Consider the following 3,531-nt stretch of genomic DNA (forward strand, 5'->3'; position numbering starts at 1 on the left):
GAACAACTCGTCCTTCGCCGGATCATAGACGATGCCGGCGACCATCTGCCCTTCGCGCTCGAGGCCGACGGAGATGGCGAAGTGGGGGAGGCCATGCAGGAAGTTCGTGGTGCCGTCGAGCGGATCGATATGCCAGCGATGGCTCGTATCGGTCCCCTCGACAATGCCGCTTTCCTCCATCACGAAACCGTATCCCGGACGCGCCTTTTCCAAAGCGTCGCGCAGGATCGATTCCGCCTTCTTGTCAGCGGCCGAGACGAAATCGCCAGGACCTTTCCGGGACACCTGAAGGTTCTCGACCTCGCCGAAGTCGCGCTTGAGCGAGCGCGAGGCCTTCATTACGGCATCGTTCATCACGGTCATCAAGGGCGAGCGGATCATAGGACGGTCCTGGCAAGGTCGAAGGGTTTGGCGAAGAGAAAGAGCATAGGCTGATGACCACGGGTGACGGGCCGCGTCAAGCAGAACGGTCCGGCGAAAATGCAACGAACATTGCAGCTAAAACAGGTTCGAGCGCTCCGACGCGAGCTTCTCCGCCTTCCCACGGTCCTCCGGCGTCAGGTCCTTCAAGGCGTTGTCGAGCCAGGTGTCGGTGAGCCCTTGTGATGCTGCGATAAGATGCCAGGCGGCGGCGTCGATCTTGTTCGCAGGAACGCCACGTCCCGCCACGAGAAGCCGCGCGAGGCGGTTCTGCGCGATGGCATTGCCCCGGGAGGCCGCGCGGCGAAACAGTTTGGCGGCCTTTGCTTCATCGGCTTTGACGCCGTCTCCATTGAAGATGAGGATCGCGTATTCGACCTCGCCGGCCACGTTGCCGTTCTTTGCCGCCTTCTCGAAAAGGCGCGCCGCTTCGGTACTGTTCTTGTCGACGCCCTTTCCTGTCAGATAGAGCACGCCGAGCGCGTGCTGGGCGTCACCGATCTCGCCCGCATTGGCGGTCTGTAGCAGGGTGATCGCACGCTTGAGATCAGCGTCCAAACCGGTCGACATGAACAGCAAGGCGAGGTTGTAGGAGGCCGACGCGTCGCCTTTGGCTGCCGCCTGTTCGAGCCAGGCCTTGCCCYGCGCCGGGTCCTTTTCGACGCCGCGCCCTTCGAGGGCCATGAGGCCGAGCGTCGCCATGGCGTGCGGCTCGCCTTGCTTGGCGGCGAGTTCATACCATTCGGAGGCCTTCTTCGGGTCCATCGGGACACCGAGACCCAAATTGTACAATTCGCCGAGCAGCGTCATCGCCGCCGCATCCTTGCGGTTCTTCTCGATGCGCAAAGTCGCCTCGCGAAAGGCGGTCTGGTAGAGGCCGCGCTGATAGGCGCCGTAGGCGGCATCCGGGGCCGCGCGCGCCGTGGGGCAGGCGGCGATCAGGAAGGCGGCGGCGAGGCCCCAAAGCCGCAGCTTCACGGCGCGGTCTCCTGAGCGGCCAGGACGGCGAGGGCGTTCTTCACGGCCGCGGCGGGACCGTCCGGATGGTCCCATACGGCGTCACCGAGCGCGATGAATTCCACATTGGTGGCGACAAGAGCGGCGACATCCTCCAGGCGTGGAGCGTAGGCGGCGCAGGGCGTCTCGAAGATCTCGGCCCACCACGCCGCCCGTTCGATCACCGTCTCGAGCGTGGGCAAGGAACCGTCGGCGCGGGGTTCGCCGAACATCAGGTAATCCGCCCCGGCTTCGCCGAATGCCATGGCGTCATCCTTGCTCCGGATGCTGCCGACACCGACCGATCGCTCTGTCTTGAAGCTGTCGCGAAGGGACTTGAGCACGGAAAGATTGCCGAGAACGTGCGCGCCTTCCGCTCCGCCGCGGGCCGCCAGGGTGGCGAGGTCGGCGTCGCCCTGGACGGAGATCATCACCGCCGCCCCGTGCTTTTGCGCAACGGGCGCGAGTGTCTTGATCCGGTTGATCAGGGTGCGCTCGTCGGCTGGCGCCAGGCGCAGCATCACGGCCGCGACTTCGCCGGCGGCGCAAGCTTCCTCGAGACGGGGAGCGAAGGAATCGTCCTCCAGGAGAGGTGTCATCAGATAGAGGCGGGCGGCGGTGTCAGCCATGGTCACTTGATACTGAGGAAGGGATCGGTCATCGCGACAAGCCATAACGAAAACGGGGCCGTCTTGCGAGGCCCCGTTTCTTCATCACGATTGCGGCGAAAGCCTGATGGCTCTCACTCGGCCGCCTTGCGGGCGCCGCCGAACTTGGGATCGAGCTCGCCCGAKGCRTARCGCTTGGCCATTTCGGCCGGCGTGAAGACGCGCTTGATCTTCGAGGCCTGGCCGGCGGTGTTGAACTCTTCGAGACGCTGCTTGCAGAGCTTCGTCATCGCGTCCATCGCGGGCTTCAAATACTTGCGCGGATCGAACTCGCCGGGGTTCTCGGTCAGGACTTTCCGGATCTGACCGGTCATCGCCATGCGGTTGTCCGTGTCGATGTTGATCTTGCGCACGCCGTGCTTGATGCCGCGCTGGATCTCCTCGACCGGTACGCCCCAGGTCTGGGGCATCTTGCCGCCATTTGCGTTGATGATGTCCTGCAGGTCCTGCGGCACCGAGGAAGAGCCGTGCATCACGAGATGGGTGTTCGGGAGTTTGGCGTGAATCTCTTCGAGGACGTTCATCGCGAGGATCGCGCCGTCCGGCTTGCGCGTGAACTTGTAGGCGCCGTGCGACGTGCCCATGGCGATGGCCAGGGCATCCACCTTGGTCTCGGCCACGAACTTCACCGCTTCGTCGGGATTGGTGAGCAACTGGTCGTGGCTGAGTTTGCCTTCCGCTCCGTGGCCGTCCTCCTTGTCGCCCATGCCGGTCTCGAGAGAGCCCAGCACGCCGAGTTCACCTTCCACCGAAATACCGCCGAGATGCGCGATCTCGACGACTTTCTTGGTGACGCCGACATTGTAATCCCAATCGCCCGGCGTCTTGCCGTCGGCCTTGAGGGAGCCGTCCATCATCACCGACGTGAAGCCGGCCTGGATCGCCGTCATGCAGGTGGCGGGCTCATTGCCGTGATCGAGATGCACGCAGACCGGGATATGCGGATAGATCTCGGTGACCGCATCCATCATGTGCTTGAGCATGATGTCGTTGGCGTAGGACCGCGCCCCGCGGCTCGCCTGGATGATCACAGGCGCGTCGAGAGCATTCGCCGCTTCCATGATGGCGAGCGCCTGCTCCATGTTGTTGATGTTGAAGGCCGGCACGCCGTAGCCCTGCTCGGCAGCGTGATCGAGAAGCTGTCTTAAGGTGATCCGCGCCATCTCATCCTCCGTCTTGCTTTTGAAACTGATTACTTGATCCGCAATGCGTCGACGCCCGGCAGCGGCTTTCCTTCGAGCCATTCGAGGAACGCGCCGCCCGCCGTCGATACATAGGTGAAGTCGTCCGCCACGCCCGCGTGGTTGAGCGCCGCGACCGTATCGCCGCCGCCGGCAACGGAGACGAGCTTGCCGGCCTTCGTGCGTGCCGCCGCGTGTCTTGCCGCCGCAACCGTGCCCTGGTCGAACGGCGCGATTTCGAAGGCGCCGAGCGGGCCGTTCCAGAC

The 3,531-nt window shown here is 64.0% G+C and carries 5 protein-coding genes; all 5 read right to left on the reverse strand.

The genetic code is table 11. From position 1 onward, the window contains the following. Positions 1–381: inositol monophosphatase family protein (locus tag AC1DT3_RS15270; RefSeq protein WP_477466095.1), on the reverse strand; the 381-nt coding region annotated here is incomplete at its 3' end. A 117-nt stretch (positions 382–498) separates the two neighbouring features. Then, complete coding sequence (locus AC1DT3_RS15275; RefSeq protein ID WP_477466096.1) at positions 499–1,398, reverse strand: tetratricopeptide repeat protein; 900 nt, start codon at positions 1,396–1,398, stop codon at positions 499–501. Further along, the gene (locus AC1DT3_RS15280) at positions 1,395–2,045 is read right to left on the reverse strand and encodes a thiamine phosphate synthase (RefSeq protein ID WP_477466097.1); all 651 of its coding nucleotides are present in this window, start codon (positions 2,043–2,045) and stop codon (positions 1,395–1,397) included. Before AC1DT3_RS15280 ends, AC1DT3_RS15275 begins: the two co-directional genes overlap by 4 nt. Positions 2,046–2,158: 113 nt before the next feature. After that, on the reverse strand, positions 2,159–3,247 hold the full coding sequence (gene fba / locus AC1DT3_RS15285; RefSeq protein ID WP_477466098.1) for a class II fructose-bisphosphate aldolase: 1,089 nt from the start codon (positions 3,245–3,247) through the stop codon (positions 2,159–2,161). A 29-nt stretch (positions 3,248–3,276) separates the two neighbouring features. After that, positions 3,277–3,531: phosphoglycerate kinase (gene pgk / locus AC1DT3_RS15290; protein ID WP_477466099.1), on the reverse strand; the 255-nt coding region annotated here is incomplete at its 5' end.

It is taken from the genome of Microvirga sp. P4_G7 (genome assembly GCF_056401005.1).